This window comes from Bradyrhizobium sp. USDA 4369, from assembly GCF_054056435.1.
Map to the genome: position 1 here is coordinate 4,626,275 of NZ_JBSRYH010000001.1, position 26,191 is coordinate 4,652,465.

General features: G+C 62.7%; 25 protein-coding genes. 12 read left to right on the forward strand and 13 right to left on the reverse strand.

What is annotated here, in order from left to right; all coding sequences use genetic code 11:
• The first annotated feature begins 139 nt into the window (after positions 1 to 139).
• The 5 genes from ACVIJ6_RS20795 (at position 140) to ACVIJ6_RS20815 (ending at position 4,523) form a co-directional block, all read left to right on the forward strand.
• The gene (locus tag ACVIJ6_RS20795) at positions 140 to 373 is read left to right on the forward strand and encodes a hypothetical protein (RefSeq protein ID WP_456774215.1); all 234 of its coding nucleotides are present in this window, start codon (positions 140 to 142) and stop codon (positions 371 to 373) included.
• A complete protein-coding gene (locus tag ACVIJ6_RS20800) occupies positions 370 to 1,263 on the forward strand; it encodes an aldehyde dehydrogenase family protein (protein WP_456774216.1) in 894 nt (297 codons plus the stop codon). The genes ACVIJ6_RS20795 and ACVIJ6_RS20800 overlap by 4 nt, the downstream gene beginning before the upstream one ends.
• Before the next feature lie 116 nt (positions 1,264 to 1,379).
• Positions 1,380 to 2,912, forward strand: coding sequence for an IS21 family transposase (gene istA, locus ACVIJ6_RS20805; RefSeq protein ID WP_083780767.1), 1,533 nt, complete (start codon positions 1,380 to 1,382; stop codon positions 2,910 to 2,912).
• Between the two features lie 11 nt (positions 2,913 to 2,923).
• Positions 2,924 to 3,667 carry an IS21-like element helper ATPase IstB gene (gene istB / locus ACVIJ6_RS20810; protein WP_012041725.1) on the forward strand — a complete coding sequence of 248 codons (744 nt, stop codon included), beginning with the start codon at positions 2,924 to 2,926 and terminating at the stop codon, positions 3,665 to 3,667.
• Between the two features lie 121 nt (positions 3,668 to 3,788).
• Positions 3,789 to 4,523, forward strand: coding sequence for an aldehyde dehydrogenase family protein (locus ACVIJ6_RS20815; RefSeq protein ID WP_456774217.1), 735 nt, complete (start codon positions 3,789 to 3,791; stop codon positions 4,521 to 4,523).
• Here the strand turns inward: ACVIJ6_RS20815 and ACVIJ6_RS20820 are convergent.
• Positions 4,496 to 5,764 carry a sensor histidine kinase gene (locus ACVIJ6_RS20820; protein ID WP_456774218.1) on the reverse strand — a complete coding sequence of 423 codons (1,269 nt, stop codon included), beginning with the start codon at positions 5,762 to 5,764 and terminating at the stop codon, positions 4,496 to 4,498. The genes ACVIJ6_RS20815 and ACVIJ6_RS20820 overlap by 28 nt on opposite strands.
• Positions 5,765 to 6,060: 296 nt before the next feature.
• Between ACVIJ6_RS20820 and ACVIJ6_RS20825 the strand changes: the two genes are divergently transcribed.
• The gene (locus ACVIJ6_RS20825) at positions 6,061 to 6,255 is read left to right on the forward strand and encodes a hypothetical protein (protein ID WP_456774219.1); all 195 of its coding nucleotides are present in this window, start codon (positions 6,061 to 6,063) and stop codon (positions 6,253 to 6,255) included.
• A gap of 151 nt (positions 6,256 to 6,406) precedes the next feature.
• Positions 6,407 to 7,153: a Crp/Fnr family transcriptional regulator gene (locus tag ACVIJ6_RS20830; protein ID WP_456774220.1), complete on the forward strand. Its 747-nt coding sequence runs from the start codon at positions 6,407 to 6,409 to the stop codon at positions 7,151 to 7,153.
• Between the two features lie 33 nt (positions 7,154 to 7,186).
• Here ACVIJ6_RS20830 and ACVIJ6_RS20835 read toward each other — a convergent pair whose 3' ends face one another.
• Entirely contained in the window at positions 7,187 to 7,921 is a 735-nt protein-coding gene (locus ACVIJ6_RS20835; RefSeq protein ID WP_456774221.1) for a Crp/Fnr family transcriptional regulator, read from the reverse strand.
• Between the two features lie 533 nt (positions 7,922 to 8,454).
• Between ACVIJ6_RS20835 and ACVIJ6_RS20840 the strand changes: the two genes are divergently transcribed.
• The 4 genes from ACVIJ6_RS20840 (at position 8,455) to ACVIJ6_RS20855 (ending at position 12,407) form a co-directional block, all read left to right on the forward strand.
• Positions 8,455 to 10,245, forward strand: a complete 1,791-nt coding sequence (locus ACVIJ6_RS20840) for an ATP-binding protein (RefSeq protein WP_456774222.1) — start codon at positions 8,455 to 8,457, stop codon at positions 10,243 to 10,245.
• Between the two features lie 119 nt (positions 10,246 to 10,364).
• Positions 10,365 to 10,490, forward strand: coding sequence for a hypothetical protein (locus ACVIJ6_RS20845; protein WP_456774223.1), 126 nt, complete (start codon positions 10,365 to 10,367; stop codon positions 10,488 to 10,490).
• 410 nt (positions 10,491 to 10,900) lie between these two features.
• Positions 10,901 to 11,608: a VIT1/CCC1 transporter family protein gene (locus ACVIJ6_RS20850; RefSeq protein WP_456774224.1), complete on the forward strand. Its 708-nt coding sequence runs from the start codon at positions 10,901 to 10,903 to the stop codon at positions 11,606 to 11,608.
• 382 nt (positions 11,609 to 11,990) lie between these two features.
• The gene (locus tag ACVIJ6_RS20855; RefSeq protein ID WP_456774225.1) at positions 11,991 to 12,407 is read left to right on the forward strand and encodes a hypothetical protein; all 417 of its coding nucleotides are present in this window, start codon (positions 11,991 to 11,993) and stop codon (positions 12,405 to 12,407) included.
• 209 nt (positions 12,408 to 12,616) lie between these two features.
• On the opposite strand, the gene ACVIJ6_RS20860 is transcribed toward ACVIJ6_RS20855, so the two are convergent.
• From ACVIJ6_RS20860 to ACVIJ6_RS20880, 5 genes are all read right to left on the reverse strand, one after another.
• A complete protein-coding gene (locus ACVIJ6_RS20860) occupies positions 12,617 to 13,420 on the reverse strand; it encodes a DUF1236 domain-containing protein (RefSeq protein ID WP_456774226.1) in 804 nt (267 codons plus the stop codon).
• Between the two features lie 726 nt (positions 13,421 to 14,146).
• On the reverse strand, positions 14,147 to 14,383 hold the full coding sequence (locus ACVIJ6_RS20865; RefSeq protein ID WP_456774227.1) for a hypothetical protein: 237 nt from the start codon (positions 14,381 to 14,383) through the stop codon (positions 14,147 to 14,149).
• A gap of 118 nt (positions 14,384 to 14,501) precedes the next feature.
• Positions 14,502 to 14,648, reverse strand: a complete 147-nt coding sequence (locus ACVIJ6_RS20870) for a hypothetical protein (protein WP_456774228.1) — start codon at positions 14,646 to 14,648, stop codon at positions 14,502 to 14,504.
• Between the two features lie 286 nt (positions 14,649 to 14,934).
• Positions 14,935 to 16,386, reverse strand: a complete 1,452-nt coding sequence (locus tag ACVIJ6_RS20875) for a coniferyl aldehyde dehydrogenase (protein WP_456774229.1) — start codon at positions 16,384 to 16,386, stop codon at positions 14,935 to 14,937.
• A gap of 82 nt (positions 16,387 to 16,468) precedes the next feature.
• Positions 16,469 to 18,181: a choline dehydrogenase gene (locus ACVIJ6_RS20880; RefSeq protein WP_456774230.1), complete on the reverse strand. Its 1,713-nt coding sequence runs from the start codon at positions 18,179 to 18,181 to the stop codon at positions 16,469 to 16,471.
• Positions 18,182 to 18,677: 496 nt separating this feature from the next.
• Here ACVIJ6_RS20880 and ACVIJ6_RS20885 point away from each other — a divergent pair, with 496 nt between their 5' ends.
• Positions 18,678 to 19,421, forward strand: a complete 744-nt coding sequence (locus ACVIJ6_RS20885) for a helix-turn-helix transcriptional regulator (RefSeq protein ID WP_456774231.1) — start codon at positions 18,678 to 18,680, stop codon at positions 19,419 to 19,421.
• A 152-nt stretch (positions 19,422 to 19,573) separates the two neighbouring features.
• On the opposite strand, the gene ACVIJ6_RS20890 is transcribed toward ACVIJ6_RS20885, so the two are convergent.
• The 6 genes from ACVIJ6_RS20890 to nosZ are packed head-to-tail and all read right to left on the reverse strand — an operon-like array spanning position 19,574 to position 26,181.
• Positions 19,574 to 20,572 (reverse strand): FAD:protein FMN transferase, encoded by a 999-nt coding sequence (locus tag ACVIJ6_RS20890; protein WP_456774232.1) that lies wholly within the window; start codon positions 20,570 to 20,572, stop codon positions 19,574 to 19,576.
• Between the two features lie 10 nt (positions 20,573 to 20,582).
• The gene (locus tag ACVIJ6_RS20895; RefSeq protein WP_456774233.1) at positions 20,583 to 21,128 is read right to left on the reverse strand and encodes a nitrous oxide reductase accessory protein NosL; all 546 of its coding nucleotides are present in this window, start codon (positions 21,126 to 21,128) and stop codon (positions 20,583 to 20,585) included.
• Positions 21,125 to 21,955, reverse strand: a complete 831-nt coding sequence (locus ACVIJ6_RS20900; protein ID WP_456774234.1) for an ABC transporter permease — start codon at positions 21,953 to 21,955, stop codon at positions 21,125 to 21,127. Before ACVIJ6_RS20900 ends, ACVIJ6_RS20895 begins: the two co-directional genes overlap by 4 nt.
• Positions 21,952 to 22,872, reverse strand: a complete 921-nt coding sequence (locus tag ACVIJ6_RS20905) for an ATP-binding cassette domain-containing protein (protein ID WP_456774235.1) — start codon at positions 22,870 to 22,872, stop codon at positions 21,952 to 21,954. The genes ACVIJ6_RS20900 and ACVIJ6_RS20905 overlap by 4 nt, the downstream gene beginning before the upstream one ends.
• On the reverse strand, positions 22,869 to 24,257 hold the full coding sequence (locus ACVIJ6_RS20910) for a nitrous oxide reductase family maturation protein NosD (RefSeq protein WP_456774236.1): 1,389 nt from the start codon (positions 24,255 to 24,257) through the stop codon (positions 22,869 to 22,871). The genes ACVIJ6_RS20905 and ACVIJ6_RS20910 overlap by 4 nt, the downstream gene beginning before the upstream one ends.
• 4 nt (positions 24,258 to 24,261) lie before the next feature.
• Positions 24,262 to 26,181, reverse strand: coding sequence for a TAT-dependent nitrous-oxide reductase (gene nosZ, locus ACVIJ6_RS20915; RefSeq protein WP_456774237.1), 1,920 nt, complete (start codon positions 26,179 to 26,181; stop codon positions 24,262 to 24,264).
• Positions 26,182 to 26,191 lie beyond the last annotated feature (10 nt).

Below are 26,191 nucleotides of genomic sequence, written 5' to 3' on the forward strand. Positions count from 1 at the left end.
TGAGTAGTTTCCGAGGCTACTCAACACGATCAATCGTCTCTACCTGTGTCGTCATGGAACGTGCGAGAGGTGCAGACCATGACTGCGGCGACAGATGACGGAAAGGCGGACCGGGGCGGAGCCCAAATGTTCATGATGGATGCGCTCGTCGATCGAGCTCCGGGGCGATGGGCCCACCTGTCATCCGGGGCGAGTTCTGGGCCAGAAGGGCGTGGGTGCCGTCGACACTTGCGGGCATTATCGATGCTTTCAAGACTTCAGCAATGCGGCCAACGCGAAGGCGCTGAAGGTCTTCATTGAGGCCTCGGCCACGATCGTCAAAAATCCGAAATATCCGTACAAAAATATCCGTACAATGAGGCTCGAGCGATGACCTATCAGAGCGTCAATCCCGCTACCGGAAAGCTCCTCAGGACGTTCGACGAACTGACCGGCATGCAGCTCGAAGCGAAGCTGGCGACGGCTGAAACCTGCTTCAAGGCCTGGAAGCAGAAGACCTACGCCGAGCGCGCGGAGATCGTCGCCAACGCTGCTGCGCTGATGCTGAAGAGGCGCGATGAGCTCGCTCATATCATGACGCTCGAAATGGGAAAGAGAGCATCGGAGGCCCGCGGAGAGGTCGAATTCAGCGCGACGATCCTGACCTACTATGCAAGGAATGCCGCGCGGTTCCTGGCCGACGTCGAGCTGCACCCGACCCAGGGCGAAGGTCATATGGAGAGTACTCCGATCGGAGCGATCTTCTGCGTGCAGCCGTGGAACTTTCCGTACTATCAGCTTGCGAGAGTCGCAGGGCCGCAGCTGATGGCTGGCAACGTTCTGCTGGTCAAGCACGCGGGCTGCGTGCCGCAGTGCGCCATGGGCTTCGAGAAGCTTTGGGCGGACGCAGGCGCGCCGTCGGGACTTTATACCAACCTGATGATCTCGCATGAAAAGTCGGAGGGGTTGATCGCCGATCCGCGGATCAAGGGTGTGGCGTTGACCGGGAGCGTCGCCGCAGGACGGCGTATTGCAGCGAGCGCCGGCCAGAGCCTCAAGCCATCCTCGATGGAGCTCGGCGGCAGCGACGCGTTCATCGTGCTCGATGATGCTGATCTCGAACATGCGGTCAAATGGGCGGTGTGGGGACGGACGTACAATGCCGGACAGACGTGTGCGGATTCCGATCGATGTCGCCCAGGATTCCGAGATGATCTCGCCCACCATTCCGATTTGAAGTCGCCCACCCGTTCCGAGATGATGTCGCCCACGATTCCGGGATGATGTCGCCCGGGTATCGCAAGAGCGAACCCGGGGTGACGAGACCTCTTCTGGCTCCCATAGGGTCAACCTTTCGGCTTTGCGAAGGGGGACCCTGGATGCCGACGGAGAGGCTTGCGATGCGCCGTGTGCGCGATGTGATCAGGATGAAGGCGGCTGGGCTGCCGAGCCGCGAGATTGCTCGGCGGATGGGCGCGGCGCCCTCGACAGTGCGGCTGACCATCCGGCGGTTCGAGGCCGCAGGCCTGAGCTGGCCGTTGCCCGACGAACTCACGGACGCGGCCCTGGAGGCCCGCCTGTTCGCCAAGACCGGCAACGGTAACCGGCAGGGTCATCGCCGCATCGCCGAGCCCGATTGGGCGGCGGTGCACCGCGAGCTCAAGCGCAAGCACGTGACGCTGTCGATCCTGTGGGAGGAGTACATCGGCGCCGAGCCCGGCGGATACCGGTACTCGCGCTTCTGCGAGCTTTACCGCGCCTGGGAGGGACGCCTGTCGGTGACGATGCGCCAGGCGCACGCGGCCGGTGACAAGCTGTTCGTCGACTACGCGGGCGACGGCGTGCCGGTGGTGGTCGACCGCCTCACCGGCGAGCGGAGGACGGCGCAGATCTTCGTCGCCGTGCTCGGCGCCTCGAGCTTCACCTACGCGCAGGCGACGTGGACGCAGGGGCTCGCCGACTGGATCAGCGCCCATGTTGGCGCCTTCGCGGCGATCGGCGGCGTCCCGGCGCTCCTGGTGCCTGACAACACCAAAGTCGCAGTCATCAAGGCGAGCCTCTACGACCCGCAGATCAATCGCACCTATGCGGAGATGGCCGCGCATTACGGCACGGCCGTCTTGCCGGCGCGACCTCGCAAGCCGCGCGACAAGGCCAAGGTCGAGCAGGCCGTCCTCATCATCGAGCGCTGGCTGCTCGGTCGCCTGCGCCACCGCGTCTTCTACAGCCTCGCCGAGGTCAACGCAGCGATCGGCGAGTTGCTCACCAGGCTCAACGAGGAGCGGCCGATCCGGCGGCTCGGCGTGACGCGCCGCCGGCTGCTCGAGGAGATCGACCGGCCGGCGCTCAAGCCGTTGCCGGCGAGCCCCTACGTGCTCGCCGAGTGGCGGATCCGCCGCGTCAGCCTCGACTACCACGTCGAGGTGGAGAAGCATTATTACAGCGTTCCGCATCGCTTCGCGCGTGCCGAGGTCGAGGTGCGGTTCACCGCCCGCACCGTCGAGATCTTCCACAAGGGCGAGCGGATTGCCGCGCATCAGCGCATGAGTGGCAATCACAAGCACACCACCGTGCCGGAGCACATGGCCTCCAGCCATCGGCGCTACGCCGGCTGGACTATCGGGCGTATCCGTCAGGACGCCGCCGCGATCGGGCCGGCAACCAGCGCATTGTGCGACCTCATTCTCGACGAGCGCTCGCACCCCGAACAAGGCTTCCGCGCCTGCCTCGGCATCCTCAGGCTCGCCGCCTCCTATGGGCGCGAACGGCTGGACGCGGCGGCTGCGCGGGCGATCGACATCGGCGCGCGCACCTATGGCTCGGTCAAGTCGATCCTCGCCAACAATCTCGATCGGCGTCCCGCTCACCAGCGCTCCGCGGACGATGCGCCGATCCTGCATGCCAACATCCGCGGACCGCGCTACTACAATTAGGAGACCGTCCCTTGCTCACCCATCCGACCCTCGACCGCCTCAACGCCCTCGGCCTCCACGGCATGGCCAAGGCCTTCGCCGACATCGAAGCCGCCGGTGAGGCTGGCAGCCTCGGTCACGCCGAATGGCTTGCTCTGCTGCTCGAACGTGAAGCCTCGCTGCGGCACGACAAACGGCTCGCCACTCGCCTGCGCTACGCCAAGCTGCGCCAGCAGGCATGCGTCGAGGACATCGACTACCGCACCCCGCGCGGTCTCGACCGCCCGCTGTTCGCCAAGCTTGTCGAGGGCCGTTGGATCGACGACCACGTCAATCTCCTGATCTGCGGCCCGGCAGGCGTCGGCAAGAGTTGGCTCGCCTCGGCGCTCGGCCACAAGGCCTGTCGCGACAATCGCTCCGTGCTCTATCAACGCGTCCCGCGCCTGTTCGACGATCTGGCGCTCGCCCGCGGCGACGGTCGTCACCCACGCCTGTTGCGCGGCCTTGGCCGTGTCGATCTGCTGATCCTCGATGATTGGGGGCTCGAGCCGCTCGATGCCGGCGCCCGTCACGACCTCCTGGAAATCCTCGAAGATCGCTACGGTCATCGCTCCACCATCGTCACCAGCCAGCTCCCCGTGGACCAGTGGCATCTGCTCATTGGAGATCCCACCTATGCCGACGCCGTGCTCGATCGCCTCGTCCACAATGCCCATCGGCTCGACCTCACCGGTGAGAGCCTGCGCCGAACTCGGCAATCCGCCCGAAAGACCTGAGCGCCGTGGACATGCCGCTGCGCTTGGACAACGCAATCGCGTTGTCCACATGCCCACAGCAACCGCAGAAGAAGAAAAAAGGTTGAAGTCGCGATTCCAGATTGACCGCGCGGCTTGACCGATGCCAGAGAACCAGCCGGCCAGAACGCCTCGCCGCTGGGCGAGATCAAATCGGAAAGGTGGGCGACATCGTCTCGGAATCCACGGGCGACTTCATATCGGTACGCCTGGGCGACTTCGTCGGAATCCGCAGACGTGCTGCGCTGCAAAGCGCTTCATCGTCGTCGAGAAACTTGCTGATCAATTCCTGGCGGCGTTTGGCAGCGCGCTGGCAGACCTCCAGGCCGGTGATCCGATGGATCGGACAACGACGCTTGGTCCGTTGTCGACGGAAACGGCGTTGGTCGATCTTCTCGAGCAGATCAATGTCGCGGTGAGCCATGGTGCGAAGGTGCTGATGGGCGGCAAGAGGATCAATCGCAAGGGATCCTTCATGCAGCCGACCATTCTCACCGACGTGAAGCCGGACAATCCCGCGTTCAGGGACGAGTTCTTTGGCCCGGTTGCGATGTTCTTCCCCGTGAAGGACGAAGACGCCGCGGTCGCGCTCGCGAACGACTCCGATTTTGGCCTGGGTGGCGCAGTCTTTACCAAGGATCTTGCGCGCGGAAAGCGCGTCGCGGGCCGCCTGGAGACCGGCATGGTGTTCATCAACAACCTCAGCTGGTCCGATGCCGAACTCCCGTTCGGCGGCATCAAGAACTCCGGCTATGGACGCGAACTGGGCTCCATGGGAATCCAGGAATTCGTCAACAAGAAGCTGGTTCGTTATGTCGCAGCCGGCGCGCCGGAGTGAGTGGTGAGCACGGATGTGTTCGGCGTCTGCGATCCCTCGCCGGAGATGAGCGGCAGTTCGAGGAGAAAGCGCGTACCGGTCGGTGTATTGGATCCGATGGTCAGACGGCCGCGGAGTTGCCGCACCAGCCCCCTGATGACCCGAAATCCCAGGCTCGGGCGCGCCTGATCGATGTCGAAGCCTTTTGGAAGGCCGATGCCGTGATCGGACACCTCGACGTGCAGGCATCCAGTCATTTCACGCGCCGACACGTCGATAGCGCCGTGACCACCGGGATAGGCGTGTTTGACCGCATTGGTGACGAGTTCGTTGATCAGAAGGCCGAGTGGAAGCGCATGATCGGCCGACAGCTGTATCGCGTCGGCATGGCAGCACAGGGTATTCGGTCCCGCTGTGCCATGCAATCGGCCGCAGAAGTCGGTCATGAACACGGCAAGGTCGATGAAGCCGACGCGCGTGCCGCGAGAAAGTTGGTCATGGACCTGGGCGATGGTCGCGACACGTGATCCCGCCTCTTCGAGCGCGCGCCTCACGTCATCTGAATGCGTACTGCGCGATTGAATGTGGAGCATCGCAACGACCGAGGTGAGGCTGTTCTTGACGCGGTGGCTCATTTCGCGTGTCAGCATGGCCTGGTAATCCAGCGCTTCCTGTAGCCGGGCATCCGCGTTGTGACGCTCGACCGCGATTCCGACGAGACCAGCGAAGCCGGCGAGGAAGTCAGCGTCCGCCTCGTCGAAGCGCCCGGGATCCGGACTGTCAACTTCGAGTACGCCAAAGAACGCGCTGCCGTTCGCGCCGCGTTTGATCGGGACGTTGATCGACCGCTGGATGCCGTGCTCTGCGAGCAGACGCGGACTCTGGAAGCGGGGTTCCGAAGGCAGGTCGTTGCAGATGACGGGTTGACCGTTTTGCAAGGCATACCCAGCCGGGGAGCCGGCGTCCGTCGGCAGCGAGGTATGGTCGATCATGTTCGGTGCCCATCCCACTCCGGCACGGAAGATGAGGCGCCGCTCGTCCGCAACGAACTCCATGGCCGCCGCGAAGGGAGCATCGAGACCTTTGGCACAGAGTTCGGTGGCGCGCTGAAGAATGATCTGGAGGTCGCGGGATTGCAGCGCAGCACGACTGAATTCGGCGAGCAGCGACTGTTGCTTGAGCCGATAGCGCAGTTCGTTCCGAACGCCCGCCTGCAGCAGAAAGACCGGAAAAGGAGCCGTTTCGTTCAACGATCTCAGCATGATGATGCTCCAAGCTGGGACACAGCCTGACGATCAACGCCCTGTCGTCTTGTGCATCCGAGCCTAACCTGAGGTGACTCCGGTTAGGAGTCTGAGCAAAACAGGACATTGGTGCGTTGCCCGCACCGGGGCGATCCGTCGCGGAGCGGCGGCCGGATGGGCTGAGCTGGGGGGGGCGTCGGAGGGCATGTCTGGCCCCTTTGGGGGTGGCAGCTTTTTGTTCCGCTCCGTGGCCTGGACCACCGACAGCCCCCTGCGGGCTGTGTGACAGATGGATCCAGTCAAGAGGATATGTCGTGTCGAACCCCGCCAGCGACCTCGAATACAGCCGCGAGTGTCTTCGATTGGCGGCCGATTTCACGCAGCTCTCCCGAGAGACCCTTGATCCGGACGTCCAGGCGCATTGCGTCAGGATGGCGACCTTCTGGACCGACCGGGCCACCCTGGGTCCGGAGACCGAGCCGACGCGTTCAGATCGCGCAGATGAGTGACCTCGCCATTCAAGCCGAGGGCGCATGTGAGCAATTCTGCTCAGATTATATGTGAAAGGCGTGCTCAAGACGTTGGTGGCGTCATGATAGGCATCGTCTGTTGGGGTGCCGCGCGCATCTCAGCATGAGAGGGCCGATTGGCACAGCTCGAATGATCAAGGCGCAAACCGATCAGGATCTGCGCAACAATCAATTGCTCGACGCCCTGCCGCCGGACAGCCGAAGCCGCATCGAGCCGCATCTCGAGGCTGTCGCGTTCAAGCTGGGCGCCGTGGTCTGCGAGGCCGGCGGCCAGCTCAGGCATGCCTACTTTCCCAGAGGATCCGTGCTGTCGCTGCTGACGGTGCTGGAGAGTGGTGCCGCTATCGAGACCGCCAACATCGGTCGCGAAGGCGCCTTCGGACTTTTCGCTGCGATGTATAGCCGGGTTTCCTTCAATCGCTGTATTGTGCAGCTGGAGGGGCATATGGTCCGCTGTCCTATCGAACTGCTGCAGCACGAGTTCGATGCCAGCGGACACGTCCGAAATCTTCTTGTCAGCTACTCCGAGACCTTGCTGTCGCAGGTCCAGCAGACCGTCGCCTGCAATGCCATGCATTCGACACAAGAGCGAATGTGCCGGTGGCTTCTGATGATGCACGATCGCGCCGAAGGCGAGTCTCTTCCGTACACCCATGAGTTTCTGTCGCAGATCCTGGGGGCCAACCGCAAGTCGGTGACCCTTGCCGCACAATCGATGCAGGCGGCAGGCCTCATCAGCTATCACCGGGGCACCATACAGGTCATCAACCGGGCGGCATTGGAAACGACGTCGTGCGAGTGCTACGCGATCGTCAAAGAGCGGTTCGATGCGTTCCTCAAGCCGCCTGCGAGTGCGGTGCGTAGTCGGCCGGAATGACCCGAGCCTACACGCCGGGCCGAGTCGGAAGGATCAGTCCATCTTTTCCTGGGCCTTGCCTCCGGTCGACTTGACGCGCGAAATATGCGGCTGATCGTGCAGGACGACATTCAACAGAGAGCTGCGGATCTCGAGATGACCATTGTAGTCGATGAACCCAAGCTTGCGGAACTTGTTCATGAAATGACTGACGCGTGAGCGCGTCGTCCCGATCATGTCCGCGAGCATTTCCTGACTGACCTTTGCGATGACACGCTGCGGCTTTCCGTCATTCCCGAAATTCGCCAGGAGCAGCAATGCCCGCGCAAGCCGCTTCTCGCTCGAGTTGAACAACTGATCGATGAGGTCGGCCTCGACGCGGATCGTCCGTGCCACGACATGCGAGACGAGCATTTCGGAGAAGGCGGGCTGCTCGCGTAGAGTGCTCATTGCCGCTGATTTGGTAATCCGCAGAATCTCACATTCTGTGATGGCCGATGCTGCAGACAGCCGGTGAGCCTGTCCGGCCAGGCAGCCCTCGCCGAAAAAATCATCGGGCCCGAGGATGGCGATGACGGCCTCCTTGCCCTGCTCGGAATGGACGACGATCTTGACCGTTCCGGCTATGATATAGAACAGGACATCGGCCGTACTGCCCTGCGAAAAGATCTGCTGATCTTTTCGATATTTGCCGATGGTCCGGCCGGCGCCCGCGGTCTTCAGGAACATGGACGGGTCGAAAGGTCGCTTTGTACTCACCGGCTGCCTTGCGACGATCTGCTTTGTCATAAATTCTCCCGGCTGACCAAACGCGAGAGCCGAAACGACGCAACCGGGGACCCGGTCTCGCAACTGGCACATGCGCACACAATCATAACGTGTTTTATGATCATTTGAAAGCGCAGTCGTTTGCATTTCGCCGCGATGCTCGAATTCGATCTGTAAGGCGGCCCTGCAAGTTCGGGTTCCCAGGGAGAGCGGCCGGTCGTCAAAGCGCGTAACAGCGGAAAATCCGTGTTCACCGGCTGGTCTGGGCAACTCCCTGATACCGGTTGAAAGGAGGGCGCGCGGTAAGCGCAGCCTATGAAAACTGAGCAATTCTGCTCAATCACTCGCCGAGTCATGAGCTCGCCTTCGGTGGGTTGCAGCGATGTAGATCGGTTATCGTGTCAGCGACGCTTGATAGCTAGCAACGTGATCGCACGGCGCCGGCAGCCGGAGTTGGTCGTCCGGCGGCGGGATTCCGGCTTCCGCGAGGCGTAACGAAACGAAACATAGCACCTCCGGTAAGCGTCAGATGGATGGAAAAGTGAGGCGTCGGGATGCGAGCAGGAAAAGAAGATCGATTGGAGCTCGGCGCTGTCCCCCTTGTGTCTGCCTTGGCCGTTTCTCTTGATGATGTCGATGCAAGTCGAGCACTGACCGCGCGTGATCTACAGGACGTGCTGTCCGGCATCCGGGTTCCGATCGTTCTGCTCGATTCCGACCTGACCATCCGCTTCTTCACGCCGGAAATGAGCCGGTGCTTCAATTTGGTCGAGACCGACATAGGCATGCCCCTAGGGGATCGGATGGGGCTCGCGTCGGACAAGATGCTTGTGACGGATGCAGATCATGTCATGCAGTCGCTCACGCCGGTCGAGCGCGAGATCGAATCCTTAGGCGGTGTCTGCTATATCCGGCGGATATTTCCGTGCTGTTCAAGACGGCGCGAAATGGTGGGGACTGTCATCGCGTTCGTCGATCTATCGGACCAGAAGCGGACCGCCGGGGAGCTCGAATGCGCGCGAGCACAAGCTGAGGCCAGCAACGTTGCGAAATCTCGCTTTCTGGCCGCTGCATGCCACGACCTTCGGCAGCCGCTACAGAGCCTCGTGCTGCTCCAGGAGCTTCTTGCGAAGGAGGTCGTCGGTGACAAGGCTGAAGACCTGGTGGAGCGCCTCGATCAGGCACTGGGCAACATGTCGGGTATGCTGAACGGCTTGCTGGACCTCAATCGTATTGAGGCTGGGAGCATTCGAGCGGAATACGAAGTGTTCCCGATTTGCGCCTTGCTCCACCGGATCATATCGGATCTGGTCGACCAGGCCGAAGCGCGGCAGATCGTGCTTGAGGTGTCGCCGTGCAGCATGTTCGTTCGCAGCGATCCGCAGCTTCTGGAGCAGATGATACGCAATCTGCTTTCGAACGCGATTAAATACACGAAGCGGGGCAGGGTGCTGCTCGGCTGCCGGCGCCGCAAGGGAACGTTGAGTATCGAGATCTGGGATACCGGCATCGGTATCCCCGAAGACCAACTTCGGAATATTTTTGAAGAGTATCATCAGCTCGATGGCTCGGCTCGAAATCGGGGGGACGGGCGTGGACTGGGGCTCTCCATCGTGAAGCGGCTTGGACTTCTCCTCCATCACCCCGTGAGGGTCCGTTCGAGACTTGGAAAGGGGTCGGTGTTCTCGATCGATATCGAGCAGTCCTATCGCGAACTGCCGGCACGGCACGACGTCTCCTCCGGCTCGCCGATCGTCTATCTGGTCAATCACGACCGCGAATTGCGCCGGTCTATCCGCAATACGCTCGACCATGACGGATGGGTGGTCGAGGATCACGAGAATGGAGCGTCGTTTCTGCAGGCGTACAAGCCTGGTTGCGATGCATGCCTGCTGGTTGATACCGATGGCCCCGGAATGAGCGGATCGACCGTGCTGAGCCGGCTCCAGGACCTCGGGCATTCGATCCCGGTCATCATGATGGCCAGGCATGGCGACGTTGCAACGACAGTCGCAGCGATGAAAGCCGGCGCGGTGGACGTCATCGAGAAGCCAATTCACAGCGCTGAACTTCTGGACGGCGTTGCGCGGGCCATGAGGCTGGTACGCACGTCCGACAGCACTGCTGGGCGGAACGATGGCTCCGCCGATCACATTCCGTGCTTTACGCGACGGCAGCAGGAAGTCATGCAGAGAGTGCTGGCAGGGCACCCGAGCAAGAATATCGCCATGGACCTCGGAATCAGTCGCCGCACCGTCGAGAGCCACCGGGCGTCGATCATGAAGAAGGCGGGCGTGCGATCGCTTCCCGCGCTGGCCCGGCTGGCGATCGCCGGCGGATGGTAGCCTAACGTGTTCGACGTATGCGGATGCGTCGGACCCGTCGCAAGGGCAGGCCGGACTGGGTCGTGTCAGCCTCTGTAGAACGGATCGAATGGGCGATATCTCGGGAGATCGATCAGTTGATGAAGAATAATCTGAATGATGCCGGCGATCCTGCCGCTTTTGGAGACAAGGCGGCGTGCACGAGCGCCGAACGTCGGAACGAAAAAGCTCAGCAGCTGTGCGAAACGATCCGGTTGCATGGATAGCAGCGAAAGACGCGGATCGAGGCTTTTCCCATGCGGCCGGGCAGGTCGCCAAGGTGGGTCATCCCTAAGCCGCAGAGTTCACATCGCAGTATCGGAATGCCGTTACCATCGAGATCGTTGGAGCCAGGCTGAAAAGGAAGATCTGAAGGAGCCGACATTTTAAAACTCCGCGTTTCCTGACGGCGTGGCCCCAATGAGCAGAACAGTGATCCATTCCCATGCATGATGGTTTCGGTGTCCGGGAGCATCGTCATTTGCTGAGTGTAGATCGGCACAGGCGAGCAGATCTGGTCCGAACTGCTCACGTCAGAAGCTCGACGATATCCGGGGGGCGTTCTGCAGGGAACGGGCTGCGATGTCCGGCAGAGTCGGAGCAATGCGGGCAATAGGTGCGGGGGGATCGAAGTCGAATGCAAGAGGCCAGACACTACGACCTCTCCACTCAACAGGTGGAGCGTCGCACTGTCAACCGCTTCGGCCGGTTGAGAGCAGCTGTATTGGGGGCAAATGGCGGTGTTCTCTCCACATCGGGCTTGATCATCGGTGTCGCCAGCGCGAACGGCAGCCGCGAGAGCATCCTGATTGCGGGTATCTCAGGGCTCGTTGCCGGGGCAATGTCGATGGCGTCAGGAGAATATGTCTCGGTTAGTTCGCCGTCGGATGCCGAAACGGCTGACGTCGGGCGCGAGAGACGAGAACTGGTCTCGGATGGCGCGGGCGAGACGAAGAAGTTGGCGGCCATCAACGTCCAGAGGGGGCTCGATCCGGCGTTGGCCTCGACCGTAGCTGGGCAGTTGATGGCCTATGATGCGCTCGGTGCTCTCAGCTGCGATGAACTCGGGCTGTCGGACATGACCGCGGCACGTCCGATCCAGGCGGCGCTCTCGTTCGCAGCCGGTGGCATTCCTCCAGTGCTGATCGCCCTCACTGCCCCAGTCGGCTGGGAGGCCGTAACGGTCTCCATTGTGTCGCTGGTCTTTCTGGTCGTTCTGGGTGCAATCGGCGCCAAAGCAGGAGGAGGCGGAATGGTCAGCGCTGCCGTCCGCGTCGTGTTCTGGGGAGCTTTGGCGATGGCTCTGACGGCAGCGATCGGCGCTGCATTTGGAGAGCGGCTCTGATATAGATCGATTGCTTTTGGGGACGACCTCCCGTGAGGGCCGGTGACGCTCACGAGAAGAACAGCGCCCGGGACGGATTGCCAAGTGCGTCGATGGTCCGAGCGCTGCTGCCGAGCGAAGCCGGCGATAGTCAATGTCATTGAACAAGTCATTCTCGGCAGTGTCAGATCGAAATCGCAGGTGGCGCAAAACTGAAGTCTCGCGCGGTTTTCCGCGCATCGTGGCTGTCGCCACCAAGTGTCGCGGCTGGTAACGAGTGTTATGAGTCACGCGCGGTCGGCTGCCAACTCATTGCTGCCGTTTGCCAAGCCGCGGGTATATTGCAGCAGCGCTCGGCGCCTACTTTGGTTGACGATAGCGTCGGAAATGGCTGGAGGCATCTATGAAAGGGAAAGACATGTTCAAGTCCAGACAACATCGCGCCGAAGCGGCCGAATACGGCAAACGGGCCAAGGGGTCGATCGATCCGGACGAAGGTCGAAAGCTTCAGGACGCGCAGGATCGTCTGGTCTCGCTCGCCGACAACGAGCAGGGACTGGCGGATGGCTACCGTGATGCAGTTCACGCCGCCCGACCGGATCAACGTCACGGCGCAGAATTAGCAAGCGAAGAAGAGCGCGTCTTGCGGTGTCTTGGCGCGGCTATCATCATGCAATGGAATGCTCTGCCGACTGGATTACAGCGGGAGATCTTCGACACGGCCGGATCGGTCGGCAAGCTGCTGGAGACGGCGGAGCTCCGCGGTCAAATCGCCCGGTTTTTGCACAAGCACAAGGATGGCGTGAATGCCGCAAAGTAGCGGCAGATCAGTTCCGCGCGGCCGATGAAGTTAAGGGGGGGGCGCTAAGGTGAAAGGAGAGGTTCCGACCGGAACAAGTCTCGGATTGCGGCAGATCATCGCTCTCCTGGGCAAACCGTAACCCAGAAGCGAACGCGCATTTCGAAGGACGGCTGGTAAGCCGTCCTCCGGTGTCTCATAATCGTCCGTCATGCGGTTGGCCAGGTCGTTCAATCTTCGATGATGTAGACGATCTCGTGGGTGCGCGGGCGTAGTACGACGTACTTGCCGTGCACGACGATGAAATCATATCCACGCCATTCCGGATAGATTTCGACGATCCGTGCTGGCATCCGGTGATAACGGATACCCGCCGGTACCGCGGTTCCGATCGAGATATTGAAGTTTACGTTTGTAACCTCGTCGACCTTCTCTTGCTTCATCGCCGAGGTAATCTGAGTGCGCTTTTCGGCGGGAGGCGCTGCCGCCGCCGAGGTTGCGGCATTGCCGGTCGTTCGATTGTCGGGGGTCGAGGGCTTGGTCTCGGCAGAGTCCTTCGCCGAATCGGACGAGTTCGTCTTGCTGTCGGCCTTCTTCTCGCTCGCCGCCTTGTTGTCGGGATGCGACTTCGTTTCAGCGGTCGGACTCGTCATGTCCTTTGACTTCGTGGCCGGCGCTATGGCATCCGAGGTCTTCGACCTGCCTTCAGCTTTCGTGTCGCCAGTCGTCTTTGTATCCGGCTTGCCTTGCGCATGCGGAGGCGTCGCCTCTTTCGACCCCGCCCCAGGCGGTGTCGCAGCGTCCCTTGCAGGAGCCGCATTCAACGTTCCCGCGCCGTCAGCTTTCGGCGAGGCGGCTGTCGGAGAGTCCTTCGGTGCTGCTTGACCGGAGCCTTGAGCTGTCGCAAGCCCGGTCGTAGCTAAGAGGGCCGCAATGGCCGCAGAGACCATCAATGACTTCCTCATCTGAGTTTTCCAATCCAGATTTAAATTATGCCGACGAAGGTCGGCCATAGAGTGCAACGAGCCCGACATTCGATGGTTCCGTATCGGCGTGAGGCTGCAACTGAGGCTGGGAAACGACGCGATTGAAAGCGCGTAGCTCAACAATGATCTTTTGCAACTTCGCCCCTCTGCTTGCCAAGCGGCTGCAAGCCGCGGACTGCGCTTATGAATATTTATAGGAGCGTCTTCTTCCATTCAGTAGCGGACGGCTCCGAATTTGACGCGTACGCCGGCAGCGCTGGCGCTCGCCGCCATCTTTATAGCCGCCCGGATCGCTGTAGCGCTCGCGAGGAGCATATCGTCAGTATCGTGCCCGTTGGGCGATGTCAGGGCGCTTGGACGGTCTCGCCCGCACGCTGATTGATGATCCGATCGACGCGAAGCCATCCACTCCGCCTCGTCCACAATGCCCACCTGATCGACCTCAGCAGCGCAGGGATGCGACGAACGCGCGAGCCCGGACGATCTCAGCAAGGCTCTGCGGACATGTCGTGGCGCCCGGACAATGAAGGCTAGTGTGCTCGCACCCACGGCAGAGGCAGCAACAAGGCGCTATTCGAGACTGCGCTTAGGCATTCCCAATGCAAGTGACCAGACAGCGAGCACGTCTCCCGCCACAGACGACATCAAGTCGGAATCGTTGTCGAGTTCAAATCGGAACACGGCGTGAAGTCATCGGAATCGATGTCCCGGACGTCGATGGCGTTCCAAGAAATGTATTGGTCTCGCAGTGGCGGGACAATATTGGTCCATGGATCACACAACCGCCTGCGAACTCGTCGACGGTTTCATCTCGATGATGTCACCGGCTTCGACGTGGTCATTGATGGCTTTGAACTCTGCCGAATTGATCTCAAGAAGCCAGCGGCTCCATTCTCTTGGATGCCCTTCTGGAGCGACGGACTCACCGCCCGCCGTATATCTGTACTTCGCTAGCGCTCCCATCGCTCGTTCCATTGCGACGCCGTCCCTGAGAGTGATCAAGCACCTCATCATTCACCTCGTTTGTCTGAGTTAAGGTGGCGCCCAATCGCAAAGTTCGCCGGAAGTTCCCCGGGGCGGATGCCCATGAGCCCCCGATTGTCGAACGGCCTTCGGGAATAAACCGCGGTTAGAATTTCTTGTCCTTGGCTGTTTCCTCGTCCAGCAATTTCAGCAGGGTCTTATGCCGGTCTTCATCGCGCTTCGGGTCACATTCGCTCTCGGCGATCAGACGCCGATACAGATCGATGTTTGCGTCGTGGATGTAATCGTGCATTGGCATGCTCTGCATCAAACTCCATGTTGACACGACGCAGAGGGCTGAGTTGGTCAATATAGAACAGTTGCCAATTGTTTCCGATCACGGAATAGTGCGCCCAGCAAGCCTTCAATGGATCAGCCGGAATCCGGGCTTCCATTCTGAGCATCCGTCGCCTGTCCAATCCGGCAAGCATCTCGCGCGCGAAAGAAGCTTGCGGCGAACCGGTCCGCTGCTGCTCCTTGGTCCTTGCAGCGGCGAAGCAGGGCGGCTTCCGCCATCCTGCGCCGTCAGCGGCTGATCGCTATCCCTTCAGCAGGCCGCCGATCATCTTGCGATATTTCGGTCCGTAGGGCGGTCTGAACATCGCAATGATCTCGCTGCCCGTCTGCTGATACACGGCCTTCTCATGGGAGAATTCAACGAAGCCGCGATGTCCATGATACGCGCCCATCCCGGACGGCCCGATTCCTCCGAACGGCAGATCGGGCATCGCGATATGCCAGAAGATGTCGTTGATGGTCACGCCTCCAGCATGGGTCCGCTCGAGCAGCTTCTCACTCTCGGCCTTGTCGGAGCCGAAATAATACAGCGAGAGCGGCCGGGGCCTCGCGTTGATCATGTCGATCGAGTCGTCAAATGTCCCGTAGCGCCTGATTGGCAGGACGGGGCCGAAGATCTCCTCCTGCATCACCGCCATGTCATCCGTCGCGTCGACAATCAGGGTCGGCGGCATCCGCCGGAATTGCTGTTGCGAGAAGTTCTCTTTTGCCGGATTGATCTCGACGATGCGTGCCCCCTTGGCCCGAGCATCGTCGATCAGCGTCTGCAATCTGTCATAGTGCCGCTGAGTGATGATGGACGTGTAGTCCGGGTTGTCCTTGAGAGTCGGAAACATCTTGGCCACCGCCGTCGTGGCGGCCGCGATGAACGGCTCCACCCGGTCGTCAGGCGCAAGGACATAATCCGGCGCCACGCAGACCTGGCCGGCGTTGATCATCTTGCCCATCATGATGCGCGCCGCCGTCTTGCCGATGTCCGCACTCCGTCCTACGACGACCGGGCTCTTGCCGCCGAGTTCGAGCGTGACCGGCGTGAGATTGTCTGCCGCAGCGCGCATCACATGGCGTCCGACATTGGTCGAGCCGGTGAAGATCAGATGATCGAAAGGCAGGCTAGTGAATGCGCTGGCGACGTCCGTTCCACCGAGAAACGTCGAAATTTCGTCTTCGTCGAAATGGCTGTCGAACAGTTGCGCGACCAGGGCTCCGGTCGCCGGCGTGAATTCGGACGGCTTGAGCAGCACCCTGTTGCCGGCGGCAAACGCGGCTGCCGCGGCATCCATCATGAGCTGCAGCGGAAAGTTCCACGAGGTGACGATGCCGATCACGCCCTTGGGCTGGTATCTTACCGTGGAGCGCGCGCCGAGCAGAGACAGGATAGGGGGCGATACCTTGCGCCGCTGCGGCCGCATCCACTTCGCGACATTCTTGTGCGCCTCTCGAAGAGGCTGCACCGAGCCCACGATATCGTAGAGCATCCCCATGTCGCGAGAGCGAGCTCCGAAATCGGTGTTCATGGCGTCGAGCAATTCGTTCTTGTGCGTCAACACCATCGAGATCGCACGCGCCAGCCGGTCGCGGCGAAGCGCCAATGACGGAGGACCAAGGCGCGTCTGCTCGGCCTTCTGCCGATGGAGGGTGGCTTCCATTCGGGCCTTCGTCTGTTCGGTCGAGGGATTTGCCGTCATGTTCATCGTCGTGGCCTCTTGTTCGAATCTGTTTGTCTACGAATGTCAGAGATCCGGAGGGGATACATCGCGCAATTTCGCGATTGCGCTAATTGAGCGCGACCGCGGTGGCCGACGCGAGGCGCTGGACCTGCATGCGGTGGGAGATCGCGGCGTCCTCGGCAATCGGTGCCTCTTCGCGCGACAATGGTGGGCGTCCGCGCACCATATCCGCTGCCTTTTCAGCGATCATGATCGTGGCCGCGTTCGTGTTGCCGCCTACCAGTGTCGGCATGACGGAGGCGTCAACGACGCGCAGCCGCCTCACCCCGCGCAGCGCCAAGTCCGGTCCGACCGGCGCGTCGGCGTCTGCGCCCATGCGGACGGTGCCGACAGGATGGAAGATGGATTGTCCTGTCTGGCGTGCCCATGCGTCGATCTCGGAGTCGGTCCGCACATCAAGGCCCGGATACACTTCTGGTCCACGATACATTCTCAAAGCGTCTTGCTGTACGATCTCGCGAACCATCCGAACACCGTCACGGATCGTGCGCCGATCGATCTCGGAGGAGAGGTATCGCGGATCGATGATCGGCGCGGCGAAGGGATCAGGGGACGCCAGCCCGATCTCGCCACGGCTTTCAGGACGTAGCTGACAGACGTGAAGACCGAAGCCATGAGAAGGGGTTTTCAGCGGCTGATGATTGAGGAGCATGACATTGGCGAAGTGCAACTGGATGTCAGGTCGATCCAGTTCTGTGCGGGACTTCAGAAACGCGCCGGCCTGAACGTGGTTGGTCCGTCCCTGACCGGTCCGGAACAGCAGATATTCCAGGCCCAGCAGAATCTTGCGATATCCCGTGATGAACGAATGAGCGGTGATCGGCTTGGTGCATCGATAGCTCATCACCACATCGAAATGGTCCTGCAGGTTCTGTCCGATCTCGGGGGCGTCGTGGACGACCGGAATGCCATGCCGCCGCAGCGCGTCGGCAGGACCGATGCCCGACAGCATCAGCAGTTGCGGAGTCTGGAAGACCCCCGCCGAGAGGATCACTTCACGTCGGGCGCGCACCGTCTTCACGACCTTCATGCGACCTGACGCGTATTGCACGCCTCTGGCCTCGCCGTTCTCGATGATGATCTTCGTCGCGTGGGCATGGGACAAGACGGTGAGATTTCGCCGATCCCGAATGGCCGGTTCCAGATAGGCCGAGGCCGCGCTGCAGCGTTCGCCGTCCTTGATCGTGAGGTGGAAAGGCCCGAGCCCCTCCTGCTGATATCCGTTGAAATCGCGCGTGACGGGATGGCCGGCCTGCCGTCCGGCGTTGATGAACGAGCGGTAGAGGGGATTGCCGTTCGGGCCAACCGAGACCCAAAGAGGGCCGCGATCGCCCCGCCATTTGTCGCCGCCGTTCTCGTTATGCTCGGCTCGCTTGAAATACGGCAACACATCGGCATAACCCCAGCCGGTCAGGCCGGTTTGCCGCCACTGGTCGTAGTCGCGCGCGTGGCCGCGTACGTAGAGCATGCCGTTGATGGCCGAGGATCCCCCCCAACCTCGTCCGCGCGGCTGATACAGGCGCCGCGCATCCAACGTGCCTTGAGGCACGGTCTGGAACATCCAGTTCGCCGGCCCCTTCTGCATGAAGATGTCGCCGATGGCCGCCGGCATTCTCAGCATCAGGGATTTGTTTCGGCCCCCCGCCTCGAGGATCGCAACCTTGACGTTTGGATCTTCCGTCAAACGGTTCGCCAGAACGCATCCCGCGCTCCCGGCACCGACGATGACATAGTCGAACTCTGCCTCGTGTTTCGGCATTTTCTCGTCTCCGCCCATGTGGTTTTTGTGGGTCTGCCAGACCCGGTCGCGACGTTGCGCGTTAGTCTTGATGTCAAGAGTGACCAGGAAAGTGCAACCGTACATAGCGAACATTCGCTATTGGCCGGCCGGCGGATGTTCGACGGCCGAAGTTGTGCGAGATCGTGCGCCCATGAGCGCGGGCGGCGGGCTTGCCATCACCTCCGGCTGCGAATAGGCTTTGTGAACGTGCGAGGTAACCAGCTGACGCTGGCGGGCAGATCGTCCGGGAAGCGATGCCGCTGCAGTGGTTTTGAGCGGTCGCATATTCATCCGGCCCGATCGCGCGAGAGACCAGCATGGGCAGTGTCGGGTGGTACCGCTTCATTGCCGACGAAGGAGCGTGGTCGTGAACCGAGATGCGGCCTGTTTTCGCAAGCAGCAGGCGTTGCGCGCGTCCTTGCTCGACGTCCGCGGCGCAATCTCTTTGGCGCCGGCGCGGGACCTCGCTGCACATATGTTGCTGGCGATCGATGATATGACCTTGGCGGGCAATATTGCCGCGCAATGGTTGCTGGAGCGGGTGCAGGGCGAGCGCGTCGACGGCAATATCGGCCGTCCGTCCGATGCCGTCTACGTCTGCGGGCGCTGGGAGAGCGCGTTGGCGGGCTGCGACACACGGAGCGCAAAAGGGGCGACGCTCGATAATTCCGATCCCGGGATGCGGCAGCTTTGGAACGCCGACGCTCCTCTCGTGCTGGAGGTGGTCGCGAGCGCGGCGGGACTGAGTCGTTCCTTGCGTGCCGCGCTCCTGGCCACCGGCACCAAGACGAAGATTGTCATGCCCATGAGGGGGAACGATGGTCGGCCGTTCGGTCTGATGTCCGTTGACCGGCTCACGCGCGCCAACCGCGCATGGGAGATCGCCTTGGTCGATCTGTTCAGGGCGGTGCTGCAAGAGGTCGTTTCGCCGATTCTTGCGGCTTCGAAGTCGTTGCAGGACGACGACGCTCCGCAGTCGGTCGCCTTGACCAGCATGTCCTTGCAACTGACGGAAGCGGAGATCCGTGTCGCGCGTCTCGCCGCAAAGGGAATGGGCTACAAGGAAATCGCGCGCGACCTGCGGCGCTCGGTTCACACCGTCGACCATCAGTTGCGCAGCATCAGAACCAAGCTGGGCGTTCCAAGCCATGCCAAGCTGGTCCAACTCCTGTCTCATGAGCTGCGCTTGCCGGCCTTGACCCCAACAGCATCATCCTAGTCACGGCTTGATTCAGGGCGCCGGCGAGAACGCGCTAGGGACCGTGGGGCCGGGCGGCTTCGATCCGTCCATATCGCTCCGTTGCTCGATCCGTACGGCCGTCCGTCCGACTTGCTTGCGGATGAACTTGCTGCCGCGCGCCGCGACGGCGGTCAGGCAAGGAGATCGACGGCCATCCCGTTCACGTCGGTCAGGTGAACGCGATCGATCTCGGCGCGCGGCATCAGCGCGCGGATGTCGGATTCCGGCATGATGCTGAATGCGGTGGAGAGCGCGTCCGCAGCCGTGGCATCGCCGGCCACGGTCGCCACGCTGCGATAGGAATGTGCGCAGCCGCCGCTCTGCGGATCGAACAGATGGTTGAAGCGGCCCTGAGGGTCGAAACGGAAGCCGTAGGCGCCGGATGTCGATACGGCCCGGTCGATGACGGCCAGCATCGCGGCCGTGCGACCGGCGACGTCCGGATCCTCGATCGCGACGTCCCAGGGGCGTCCGTCCGGCCGTGTGCCGATGGTCCGCGCCTCGCCCATGTCGACGAGGCTCTGCCGCACCCCCTGGCTGCGCAGCAGATCAACGATCCGGTCGGTGACATAGCCTTGCGCGATGCCGTTCAGGGTGATCGCCGTGCCACGCGGCATGACGATTCGATCTCGGCTCACAGTGAGCCGGTCATAGCCGACCCGTGCCAGCGCCTCGCGGATCGCCGCCGGCTTCGGGCCCTCGGGATCCGCATCGGGGCGCGCGAAGTGATCGGCGTAAAGCGTCCACAGCGGCTGAACCGTTGGATCGAAGCGGCCGTCGGTCAGGACAGCATAGCGCTGCGACAGCGTGAGAATGTCGACGAGCTCGGGTGCCGGCTCGACGAGCACGCCGGTGCGGTTCAGCGTGACCAGGGTAGAGTCCGGGAGATAGAGGCTGAACAGCCGTTCCAGCCGGCGTGCTTCGGCGACCGATCGCGCGATCAGCCGTTCGGCCTCCGCGCGATCCGGGTGGTGCAGCTTCATGGTGGCGACGGCGCCGAGCAGGGTGCCGCGCCATTCGACCAGGCCGCTCATGTCCTGGGCGGCATCGGTGGCGCGTGGAGCCAGCGCAAGTCCCGCCATCGCAGCACTGATACGGATGAAGCGTCGTCGCGAGAGGTGATGGGTCATCAGCGTCTGCTCAATTGCTGTCTTTGGAGCCCGGCCCGGTTGCGCCGTCGCGATCATCCGCCGAGCTCAGCACATAGTCGCGCGGCACCTCGGCAAAGCCGACGATGCGGCCGCCATGCTCGGCGACGAAGCGCTCGGCGGCGCTCCGAGCGGAGAACGGCACCGCCTCGTCGCTCCCCATGCCGCTCTTGAGCCGGCTGCCGATCACGAATACCGCCTTGCGCGCTTCGACCCAATTGTCGGCGCCGGGATTGTCCCAGCTCACCGCCTTTGCCATGTCGGAGACGTAGATGGCCTGGATGTCCTTGGGCTCGTCCGGCAGCATCGTGAAGGCGATGGCGTCGCGCGCGGAGGAGAACCACACCGGCTCGATCAGGCTGGCGGCGAAGATCTGTCCCTTGGGCCCGGAATGCTCGAGCAGGTTCATGCCGCAATAGTGGCCGACTGCCTCCGCGCTCAGCTTGATCGGGGGCGGCGGGGCGGCGGCCTGTTTGTCGTTGCAGCCGGCGAGCACGAGGGCGACGCCAACGGCGCAGGCGCGAGCAAGGCGCTTCATAGCTCCCTCCGGGAAAAGGCCAGCGTGGCGCCGGCGAGCGGGACCAGAATCCACAACACGAGCGCGGTGAGCAGCGCCTGCACCGACAGCGTGCTGCTGCCGGCGAGCCCGGCCATTCCGGAGAACAGGCTGACATTGGCGAAGCCGGTCAGGTTGAACAGCCGGTAAGCGTCGGTCGGGTTGAGCAGCAGCAGCGCGTTGAGCACGCCGCCGGAGATGTTGCGGCCCTGGTCGAGCACCAGCAGGCCAAGCAGCGCCATGTCGTAAATCAGCACCAGTGCCAGCCACAGCCCGATGCACAGCCCCGCGGCGGTGCCGCGGTCGCGCACCACGGCGCTGACGAGATAGCCGATCGCGACAAACACCGCACCGAGCAGGATGGAGGAGCCGATCATCGCGGCGAAGGCAGCAAACCCCTCGCTGTCGAAGCTGCTGCCGGTGAGCGGCAGCGCCGCGGCTGCTGCGCCGTAGCCGAGGCAGGTCGCGAAAGCGAGCACGGCGAGATGGCCGAGGAACTTGCCGAGCAGCACCTGCCACCGCGCCACCGGATAGCTCAGCAGCAGCAGCATGGTGCCGCGCTCCATGTCGCCGACGATGGCGTCATGCGCGATCAGCAGCGCGATCAGCGGGATCAGGAAGATCGTCAGGCTCGACAGGCTGACGATGACGACATCGAGGGCGCGGGCACCGACCGTGCCGGTCGGCGCGCTGCCGAGGAAGGTCAGCGACAGCGCGAGGCCGGCGAGCAGCAGGGTCGCCGCCAGCACCCAGCGATTGCGAATCGCCTGCTGGATTTCCTTGGCGGCGATGGTGATCACGCTGTTCATTGCGGACGCTCCGCATGGCGCAGGAAATGCGCATAGAGCTCGTCGAGATTGGGCGGAATGAGTTCGAGATCCTGCACGGCGTTGCCGTCGGCGGTCGCGCGGCGCAGGAGCTCGATCTTCTCGTTCGGCGCCGCGTCGATCTCGACGATGTGGCCATTGATCCGGCGATACGAGGCGGTCGCGGGCAGCCAGGCTGGCCGGCCCGCTGGCGGCAGGTTGGCGACTCTGACCCGGATGCGCGTCGGCAATCGCGCCAGCCGCCGCAGTTCGTCCAGCGTGCCATCGGCGACCTTGAAGCCGCGGTTCATGATGATCACGCGGCCGGCGCGTTCCTCCAGTTCGGTCAGCGCATGCGACGACAACAGCACGGTGGTGCCTTCAGCGGCGAGCTTCTGGACCACGTCGTAGAAGGTCTGGCGCAGCTCCGGGTCGAGGCCGGTGGTCGGCTCGTCGAGCAGCAGCACGCGCGGGCGGCCGATCAGCGCCTGCGCCAGGCCGAGGCGCTGGCGCATGCCCTTGGAGTAGGTGTTGACGCGGCGCTTTGCCGCGTCGCCGAGACCGACGATGTCGAGCAGCGCCAGCGCCTCCTGCACCGGCTCACGCTTGAGCCGGGCGTAGAAGGACTGCGTCTCGCGGCCGGTGAGGGCGGCGTCGAAGGCGACGTTCTCCGGCAGATAGCCGAGCTGCCGACGGGAAGAAAATTCGCCGGCGGCTGGATTCTCCCCGAGCACGGCGATGGTGCCGCCGGTGGGACGGATCAGGCCGAGCATCATCTTCATCAGCGTCGTCTTGCCGGCGCCGTTGTGGCCGATCAGAGCGACCATCTCGCCCGCGGCGAGGTCGAACGACACGCCCTTCACGGCCTCGACCTTGCGGTAACGCTTGATCACGTCGGCGATATGGATGGTCGCGGTCATCGGGCGTGGCTCTCCGGAGCGGTGCGGCGCGCCGGCGGCGCCATCAGCGGATGGCTGTCGACGACGCCGCCAGGCAGGATCGCGGGGAACTGCGCCTGCGCCCAGCGGATCACCTGCACCGCCGGGCTGTTGATCAGGACCTTGGCGGCCGGCGCCGTCCACAGCACACGGTCGATGAGATCGTTCGGACGATAGGCGGTGTCGGCGACGCCGTCGCCATTGAGGTCGAAGCCGGGGTTGTCGCTCCAGTAATTGCCGCGGCCGTTCTTCGACCAGTCGAGATGACGGCTGCCGACATATTTGATCTGGCTGGCATTGCCGACGAAGGCGTTGCCGCGGATGTCGTTGCCCTCGGAGCCGGCGGTGAAATGGACGCCGATCTCGCAGCCCTCCAGCCAATTGTCGAAGATGCGGTTGTTGTTGGTATTGTAGATGAACACGCATTTCTCGGGACCCGGCCGGACGCCGGAGCCCGCGCCGAACGCGCTCGTCTCGGTCTGCGGCACGCCTTCATCGGAGCCGCGGTTCTCCGCGGTGGCCCAGCGGTCGGCTGGCTGCAGGCCACCAATCACGCTGTTGCCGGAAATCTGCGAGCCGTTGGTTGCGTTGAACAGCAGGCCGCGATCGCGATCATGGTCAGAGACGTTGCCCTTCACCACCAGGTTCTTCGAGAACATCATCGCATAGCCGATGATGTTGCGGGTCGAGATGTTGTCGGAGATCTCGCTGTCATTGGCGTACATGTCGTGGACCGCGAAGCGCAGGTCGCTGAAGCGATTTCGGCTGAACAGGTTGTTGCGGCTCGTGATCACGAACACGCCGTCGCGGCCGTAGCGGATGTCATTGTCGGTCACCTGGGCGCCGGGCGCGTTCCACACCGACACGCCGTTGCCGGCGCCGCCAGGCTGCGTGCTGCGCCGTCCGACGATGCTGTTGTGTCGCACCATGGCGTTGGCCGCGCCGTGCAGATAGACGCCGAACAGATTGTCCTCGAGCTTGTTCTGCTCGATCAGCGTATCGTGCGCGGACTGCGCGACGAAGATGCCGGAGTCCATCTGCTCCAGCGAGCGGCCGGAGCCGCCGATGGCGAGGCCGCGTATCACGGTGCCCGGTGCGGTGACGGTGATGACGCTGCCCTGGCCTTCACCAGTGATCACCGAACCGGCCGCGCCGCTCAGCGTCAGGCGGTGGGGGACCCGCAGCGGCCCGCGATAGGTGCCGGGCGCCAGCATGATCTCGTCGCCGTCAGCGGTGCCATCGAGAACGGCCTGAAGGTCAGGGGTGCCGGCTGCGACCCGCAGCGTCGCTGCGGGCGCGCGGCAGGGGGGGCTGGCGGCGACGAGCGCCGCCAGCCCCAATGTCACGATATGGCGCCTGCGCCGCATCGTCTCACGCGTTCCGCGGCGAGACCAGCATGCGTCCGCGCATTTCCATGTGCATGGCGTGGCAGAACCATGTGCAGAAATACCAGTACACGCCGGGCTTGTCGGCGATGAAGGTCACCGACGAGGTCTGCTGCGGGTCGATTTCCATGTTGACGCCGTAGTTGACGATGCAGAAGCCGTGCACGAGGTCCTCGACGTCGTCGATATTGGTGACATAGACCGTCACCTCGTCCCCCTGCTTGACCTCGAATTTCTCGAGCGCATAGGCGGGAGCGCTCGACCACATGTAGACGCGCACCTTGTTGCCGTCGCGGATCACCTTGGCATCGCTTTCCAGGGTGACGCCGTCGGCGGCGGCCTGCTTGCGCGCATCGGCGAAGAACGGGTCGTCGCGCTTCCAGATCGAGGTCACGCGACCCTCGAGCTTGGAGCGGTGCACGATCACGGCGTCGTGCGGCTCGGCGAAGCTCGGGCCGTCATGCACCAGCTCCATCTTGTCGCCGGAGATGTCGATCAGCTGGTCATTCTCCGGCTTCAGCGGACCGACATTCAGGAAGCGATCCTTGGAGAACTTGTTCAGGGACAGCAGCCATTTGCCGTCGGCTTCCCGCGTTTCGCCCATCGAGGCGTGGTTGTGGCCGGGCTGATAATGGACGTCGAGCTTCTGGATGATCGGGTTGACCTTCTCGCCCTTGAATGCGCGCTTGGCGAGATCGAGGCTCCATTTGCAGACCTGGCTGTCCAGGAACAGCGTCGTGTAGGCGTTGCCACGGCCGTCGAAGGCGGTGTGCAGCGGCCCGAGGCCGAGCTCGGGCTCGGCCACCACGATGTCGCGCGGCTTGATCTTGTCGTCGAACAGGCCGTCGATCAGGCGAACGTCCATCACCGTGACCGTCGGCGCCAGCTTGCCATTGGCGATGACGTGGATGCCGTCGGGCGCGGTGTTGAGACCATGCGGGCTGTTCGAGATTGGCACGTAGCGGGTGTAGGGCGAACCCTTGCGGCCGTCGATGACGGGTACGCCGTTCATCTCCTTGAAGTCGCCCTTCTTGACGGCGTCCTCGATGCGCTTGATGTTGAAGATCGTCACCCAGTCCTGCTCGCTGGCCGTCATCTCGGCGAGCGTCACCCCCTTTTCGGAATTGTAGCAGGTCGCGAACGCATATTTGCCCTGGTAGTCGCAATCGGTGTTGTCGAGATTGCCATCGACGATCACCTGCCAGGCGACCTTCATGGTGTCGCCGTCGACGGCCGAGAAGATCGACCAGTATTTCGATTTGTCGTCGAGCACCTTGCCGTCGTTCGGCAGCGGCACCTCATATTCGCCGTTGCAGAACAGATAGCCGGTGCGCGGGAACTTCTGCGGCCGCATGCCATGTATCGTGTATTGGTTCGGCAGCTCGATGATCTTGTCGCACTTCATGACGTCGGTGCGAATGCGGGCGAGGCGGGTGTTGGCCTTGTCATTGATGAAGACGTAACGCCCGTCATAGGTGCCGTTGGTGAACGACATGTGTGGATGGTGGCAATCACCATTCATCCAGATGCCGAGCCTGTCCTTGAGCCGCTCGCGCGTCTCCGGCAGCAGCCCCTCGGTCATGATCTTGCGGCTCTCATTGGTCTGGCCCCAGCCGGTGGCGCTGCAGCGGTTGAAGACGGGAACGCGCATCAGCTCGCGCATCGACGGCATGCCGACGATGCGGAGCTCGCCGGTTTGGCCTGAGGAGAAGAACACGTAGTAATCGTCAAGCTGGCCCGGCGCGACCTCCGCCTTGCCTGGGGCTGGCCGCGGCTGCGCTGCGGCCGGCGTGGTCTCGATCGTCTTGGTCAGGCCGATGCCGCCGGCCACGCCGGCCGCACCGAGTGCGGCCGTGCCGACGATCTGCCGGCGGCTGAGTTTGGTCTGGTCGTCGTCGTGCGCCATCGTGGTCTCC